Origin of the sequence: Vibrio sp. V42_P2S4T144 (assembly GCF_009904715.1) — a bacterium.
GTDB classification, from domain to species: domain Bacteria; phylum Pseudomonadota; class Gammaproteobacteria; order Enterobacterales; family Vibrionaceae; genus Vibrio; species Vibrio alginolyticus.
Genome location: NZ_WXWS01000547.1, coordinates 1 through 6,188 on the forward strand (window position 1 = coordinate 1; position 6,188 = coordinate 6,188).

Below are 6,188 nucleotides of genomic sequence, written 5' to 3' on the forward strand. Positions count from 1 at the left end.
GAACCACATTAATTTAGAGATAAAACGCGGTGAAATGGTCGCGATCGTGGGGGCATCAGGCTCAGGTAAATCGACGCTGATGAATGTGCTCGGCTGCTTGGATAAACCGTCCAGCGGTCGATACTTCATTAATGGGCAAGATGTCTCGACGTTGGAATCTGATCAACTGGCGGAACTGCGCCGCGAGTATTTTGGCTTTATATTCCAGCGTTACCATCTGCTGGGGGATTTAACCGCGGTGGCAAACGTGGAAGTACCTGCGGTTTACGCGGGAGTTCCTCATAGTCAAAGAACGGAGCGAGCGCAGTCGTTATTGGCTCGCTTAGGGCTGGAAGATCGTTTGACTCACAAGCCCAGCCAACTAAGTGGCGGCCAGCAACAGCGCGTGAGTGTTGCTCGTGCACTGATGAACGGTGGTGAGGTGATTCTCGCTGATGAGCCCACTGGCGCATTAGACAGTCACAGTGGGCAAGAGATGATGGCACTGCTTAAAGAGTTGCATCAACTTGGGCATACGATCATCTTAGTGACTCATGATATGAATGTGGCGAACTTTGCGGATCGCATCATTGAAATCAAAGATGGTGAAATCATTGCAGATACGCCAAATGCACAAGTTGTAATCAATGAGCAAGCAGCAAAGACACCGAGCGCGTCTTTTCATCGCCCAGCGCAAGCCGCCAGTAAGTGGTGGAAGTGGGACAGTTTTATTGACGCGCTCAAAATGGCGCTGCTGGCGATGTCTAGCCACAGAATGCGCACGTTTTTGACCATGCTCGGCATCATTATTGGTATAGCCTCGGTGGTTTCCGTGGTGGCACTAGGTAATGGTTCACAACAGCAAATTTTGTCGAATATTTCATCCATGGGAACAAACACCATTGATGTCAGGCCGGGCAAAGGGTTTGGTGACCGCCGCTCCGGACGAGTGAAAACGCTAACCGCCGACGATGCTAAATCGTTGGAGAGTCTACCTTTTGTCGACAGTGTCACGCCGTCTTTATCCAACAGCTTAACCGTGCGTTACGCCAATCAGGATGCAACCGCGTCTGTGGAAGGGGTTGGGGAAGATTATTTCCGTGTGCGCGGTTATGAGATCGCCAAAGGTCAGTTTTGGGATGAAGAGAGCGTGAATTCGCTCGCCCAAGAAGCAGTGATTGATGACAACACCAGAAAGGAAATGTTTGCGGATAGAAATCCGATTGGTGAAGTGATTTTTCTTGGTTCATTGCCAGTGCGTATTGTGGGTGTCACGCAGAAAAAAGAAGACGCGTTTGGCAACAGCGACGCGCTGAAAATTTGGGTGCCATACACCACCATGTCGGGACGAATGATGGGACAACGCTACCTCAACGGCATTACTGTACGGATTGATGAGAACGCCCCAAGCGCAGCGGTAGAACAGAGCATCATCAACTTGTTAAAAATGCGCCACGGTACAGAAGATTTCTTCACGATTAACACTGACACCATTCGTCAGAGCATCGAGAAAACCACCGCAACCATGACGTTACTGATCTCAGCGATTGCGGTGATCTCCCTAATTGTCGGCGGAATTGGCGTAATGAACATCATGTTGGTGTCGGTGACAGAGCGCACGAAAGAGATCGGTGTACGAATGGCTGTGGGTGCGCGGCAAGCGGATATTTTGCGTCAGTTTTTGATTGAAGCGGTACTAGTGTGTTTGTGTGGTGGCATTGCTGGTATTGGCTTGGCGTTTTTGATTGGTTTTGCATTCAGTACATCTGGCAGCAGCTTCCAAATGATTTACTCAATGAACTCGATCATCTGGGCGTTTATTTGCTCAACGTTGATTGGCATCGCCTTCGGCTTTTTACCCGCTCGCAATGCCGCCAAACTCGATCCGATAGAAGCGCTAGCGAGAGACTAAAAATGAGTAACACAATGAAATTCAAAACTCGATTGGTCGCGGCCGCCTTAAGTGCAGTATGGTTGTCAGGTTGTGGGTCGCTTATGCGTAGTGACTATCAAGCACCTGCGGTGCAAGTGCCTGCAAATTGGCAACAGATGCATGTTGCGGGTGATGTCAGTATGGATCCTTGGTGGTTGGCGTTTAACGACCCAACGCTTAATCAATACATTACTCAGGTGTTGGCTCAAAATAACGATTTGACGCTGGCAACGCTAACGCTAAAGAAAGCGCGTTTACAGCTGGGTTTAGCGCAAGATGACCTTTTCCCTACGTTGAGTTCTTCCACATCAGGACAAGTTCAAAAATCTCTTGATAGCGGGGAATCGGCAGATAGCTACAGCACCAACTTGTCCGTCAATTACGAGTTGGATTTGTGGGGAAAAATCTCGGCAGACGTTGACCAAGCTAAGTGGACGGCGATGGCAAGTCAACAAGATCGCGAGGCGACCGCACAAAGTTTGGTAGCAACGACGGCATCGCTATATTGGCAAATCGGCTATCTGCAACAGCGCTTACACCTCAGCCAGCGTAATGTGGTAGACGCAGCTCAAACGCTACAATTGATTAAAAAACAGTACCAACTTGGCGCTGTGGATCAGTTAGATGTGCTTGAAGCCAAACGTACGTTGGCAAGCTTACAAGCGCAGCAAAGTGAGTTTGAACAGAGTTTACTTGAGGTAAACAACGCCTTTGCGATTTTGTTCAATCAACCGCCGAAGAGCATCAGTGCAAACATCCAAATGCTGCCTGAAGGCGATATGCCATCGTTGAGTGTTGGTGCTCCGTCTGATTTATTGATCCGCAGACCCGACATTAAAGCAGCGATTTATGACGTCAAAGCCGCGCTAGCTAATAAAGACGCAGCAGATTTGGACTACTTGCCTAAGCTGACGCTCACTGGGGCTTTGGGGGGATCGTCACAAGCGCTCAAAGACCTGCTTTCCAACCCGATCGGCAGTTTAGGTGCGGATATGACGCTACCGTTTTTGCAGTGGAATGAGATGAAAAACAGCCAAGCCATTGCCGATTTAGACTATCAATCGGCCATTGTGAGCTATCGCCAAGTGTTGTACGCCGCATTCCAAGATGTCGAAAATGCCTTGTCAGCACGCGAAAAATTGAAGTATCAGGCGGCGCGTTTACAAGAGCAATATGATGCCGCAAGTGCCGCTGAGTCCATTTATGCTGCGCGGTATCAGTATGGCTCGACGTCGATCATGGACTATTTGAATGCACAAGAAGACACCAGAAACGCGCAAGCTTCTTTGTTGGAAAACCGCTACAACCAGTTTCTCACTCAGGTTACGCTTTACCAGTCTTTAGGGGGAACCGACGTTGCGCCGTTGTAATTAGGGGTCAGCACACACTAGCGAAGCGCCATGCAACAAAGCTTTTTTTTGAAGGTATTACTGGTCCCATGAATGGGACCAGTAATAAAAGCTTAAGTTACTTGGCGAACTTCTTGAAAGGTGCATCAACCGGGGTGTCAGCTAGGTGATTGGTGTAGTTACTCATCACTTTTTGCGCTAGACCAAGAACAATTTCAAGCAGTTGCTGCTGTCCGTAACCTGCCGCAAAGAATTTCTCTATCTGAGACTCTTCCACTACACCACGTTGACGCACCATTTGAAGCGTTGTCTCTCGTAGTGTTTCAAGTTTTTCGTCTGCCAATGGTGTTTGGTTGACGAGAGCATCAACAATCTCCTGATCCACTTTCATTGACGCCGCGATCGCACTATGAGCAGGAACGCAGTAGTGACAACCATGTTCAACGTTGATGGTTTGCCATACGACGGTCAATTCTTCTGCGTTAAATGATGTTTGTTGAAATAGCTCATGCACAACTTGATAACCCTCAAGCAAGGTTGGCGCTTCAGCCATAACAGCATGAAGATTTGGTAGCATGCCAAACGCTTTGACTGAATTTTCAATCAGGTGCTTTGATCCTTCGGGTGCGTTTTCTGCGGTATACAGTTTAAATTCTGCCATGTTTAAATCTCCTGTAATTGGATATGAGCGGATTAGGCAAGAACAGGATAGTTGATTTTGAGCGGTCGCTCAATATAAAATTGAGCATATGTTCAAAATTGATAATTGCTCATGGCGAATACAAAGAAATTCCAACGTGATGAAGTGGTGAAAGCCGCCTCGGATCTATTCTGGAAGAAAGGTTTTCATGCAACATCTACACGTGATTTACAAGATAGCGTTAATCTGCGTCCTGGAAGTATTTATGCGACGTTTGGGTCAAAAGAGGGGCTATATTGTGAAGCGCTAAAAATGTACGTTGCGAACTTACAAGCCCTGTTTGAGTTGCATTTAGCTCAGAACACAACGGTTCTAGATGCAATAGAAGCTTTCGCGATTGATGTGGTTATCAATCAGCGAGACTCCAATCCCAGTGAAGTGTGCATGTTAGTCAAATCAGCAAGTGAATTTGCTGAGGATTTTAATGCGCTGCGCAATCAAACAAACAGCTTAGCAAACCAATTTGAATCTTTTCTTGCAAAGCTGTTTGAGCGAGCAATCGAGAATGGCGAAATTGAAGCCCAGGATACATTGCTTCTTGCTCAGTTGTTCCAGGTTCAGTTTACGGGTATACGAGCCTACTCATACCGCAGTGATGATGTAACCTTAAAGACGTTGATCTCTATTATGGTGGACAGCTTCCGCGGTAACGTACCAAAAACAGAAAGCTGAATGAGGCAGCTCAAAGTCAACGTCTCTAAATCAACGGCTTGAACTAAGCGAGCTCAAATAAAACCGTTATCGGGGTTCGATATCGATAAAAAATGACCACGATGCTTCGTGGTCATTTTTATGCAAATTAACTTGCAATGAACAACAACGGCTTATTAAAAGCGAAACTCTTCTAAGTTATTGCTGCTTTCTAACATTTTTTCAGCCACATAACGATGCGTTGCTGTGGTTGGGTGAGTCACATCCCAGAACACGAACTTATCTGCGCCAGATGCTGCACATTCAGAACGTAATGAGTGAGTGTACATGTAGTCAACAGAGGATGAACGGTTGATGTCTAAGCAAGGGTCGCTTGCATTTACGAAACCGTGTTCTTCTGGTGCCGAGGTTAACTTCTCAAACAGGGCGTGTGTATCAAACAATGCGATGTTGTAGCCTTGGGCTTTGTAGTACATCGCTTGTGCTTTGATGAACTCGTTCATCTTCAATACTTTCGCACGAATCGTTTCAATTTCTTCCTGTGTTGAGTATTTGAACTGTGGTGCTTTGGTTGCATCAGGCAGTGTCATCAACATGAAGTTCTTCGCGCCAGCGTCTGTTAAACGAATCAGAGCTTCAGCGTAATCCGCTTTTACTTCCGGCACGCTACGGTTGTAGTTCATGAAATCATTTAAACCAAACTCTAACGTAAACAATGTGTTAGCAGGGTTGTAGTTCTTCGCCAGCTTTGTGTAGGTTAAGTAAGAAGAAACTTGTTCGCCGACACCAGTTAGCGCGATGTATTGGTTTTCACCTGCTGCGCCACCAACTGCCCAGTTGTATAGCGGTAAGTTTTTGGCTTTAGCAACGTATTCCGTCCAAACAAAACCGTTTGAGAAGTGACCCAAGAACCAGCTATTCGGGTTAGGGAAGCGCCATTGGGACGCGTTAAAGATGTTGCCTGTATCAGACAAGCTATCGCCTAAAGCCACTACTTTGTTTATCTGATCTGGTTGCATTGCAGCATCATTGCTCCAGATCGTGTGGTTATAAGAATAACGATTGTCGGCAGCAAAAAATGTAATGTCTGCGTTCTCGTTCGCTAGATCTAGTGTTTCTTCACAACGCTGGCGAATTACGTTTTGTGAGGTATTGGTGTAGAACATGTTTTTAAATGAAACAGAGCTCCACCAATAACCATCGATAGTGAAGTCACTACCATCTTTGTTTTTTGCCCATTTCCAATCGGTAGCCGCATCGTCCTTAGAGTGGCTCGTACGATACCAGCATCGAACGTACGTATAAGTTTGATTTTCTTGCGCGCTAACCACTTCAGCCGCAGAAACCATTGCTGGTGATAAAGTTGGCTCCTCTGCAATGGCGGAGGCAAGCGGAAGTAATGCAGTTAATAGTGTGATTGTTTTTTTCATCATTCACTCTTCTTGTAATGGTTATTGTTCCGAATGCGTGAATACGCTCGGCTATAACAGTATTTAGATGAGAATTTTTCTCACTAAACCTTCTAATTCTGAGTAAATGCTCAAGACAGTCAACAACTAAATATTCAATATTTCAG

5 protein-coding genes are annotated in these 6,188 nt (G+C 46.3%); 3 read left to right on the forward strand and 2 right to left on the reverse strand.

All coding sequences use genetic code 11. The features are described from left to right. Both CAG68_RS18110 and CAG68_RS18115 read left to right on the forward strand, forming a co-directional pair. Window positions 1-1,891 (forward strand): MacB family efflux pump subunit (locus tag CAG68_RS18110; protein ID WP_161441465.1); only part of this gene is annotated, 1,891 nt, incomplete at its 5' end. Window positions 1,892-1,905: 14 nt separating this feature from the next. Continuing rightward, complete coding sequence (locus CAG68_RS18115) at window positions 1,906-3,282, forward strand: efflux transporter outer membrane subunit (protein WP_080996813.1); 1,377 nt, start codon at window positions 1,906-1,908, stop codon at window positions 3,280-3,282. Between the two features lie 97 nt (window positions 3,283-3,379). Here CAG68_RS18115 and CAG68_RS18120 read toward each other — a convergent pair whose 3' ends face one another. Further along, window positions 3,380-3,922, reverse strand: coding sequence for a carboxymuconolactone decarboxylase family protein (locus CAG68_RS18120; protein ID WP_005374097.1), 543 nt, complete (start codon window positions 3,920-3,922; stop codon window positions 3,380-3,382). A gap of 111 nt (window positions 3,923-4,033) precedes the next feature. Between CAG68_RS18120 and CAG68_RS18125 the strand changes: the two genes are divergently transcribed. Beyond that, entirely contained in the window at window positions 4,034-4,633 is a 600-nt protein-coding gene (locus tag CAG68_RS18125) for a TetR/AcrR family transcriptional regulator (protein WP_005374096.1), read from the forward strand. A 155-nt stretch (window positions 4,634-4,788) separates the two neighbouring features. Here CAG68_RS18125 and CAG68_RS18130 read toward each other — a convergent pair whose 3' ends face one another. Continuing rightward, window positions 4,789-6,045, reverse strand: coding sequence for a type 2 secretion system lipase (locus tag CAG68_RS18130; protein WP_104980377.1), 1,257 nt, complete (start codon window positions 6,043-6,045; stop codon window positions 4,789-4,791). Window positions 6,046-6,188: the final 143 nt, after the last annotated feature.

Coding starts and splice junctions, on each gene's coding strand:
- CAG68_RS18125 (WP_005374096.1), top strand. CDS start 4,034: ATGGCGAATACAAAGAAATTCCAACGTGATGAAGTGGTGAAAGCCGCC.
- CAG68_RS18115 (WP_080996813.1), top strand. CDS start 1,906: ATGAAATTCAAAACTCGATTGGTCGCGGCCGCCTTAAGTGCAGTATGG.
- CAG68_RS18120 (WP_005374097.1), bottom strand. CDS start 3,922: ATGGCAGAATTTAAACTGTATACCGCAGAAAACGCACCCGAAGGATCA.
- CAG68_RS18130 (WP_104980377.1), bottom strand. CDS start 6,045: ATGATGAAAAAAACAATCACACTATTAACTGCATTACTTCCGCTTGCC.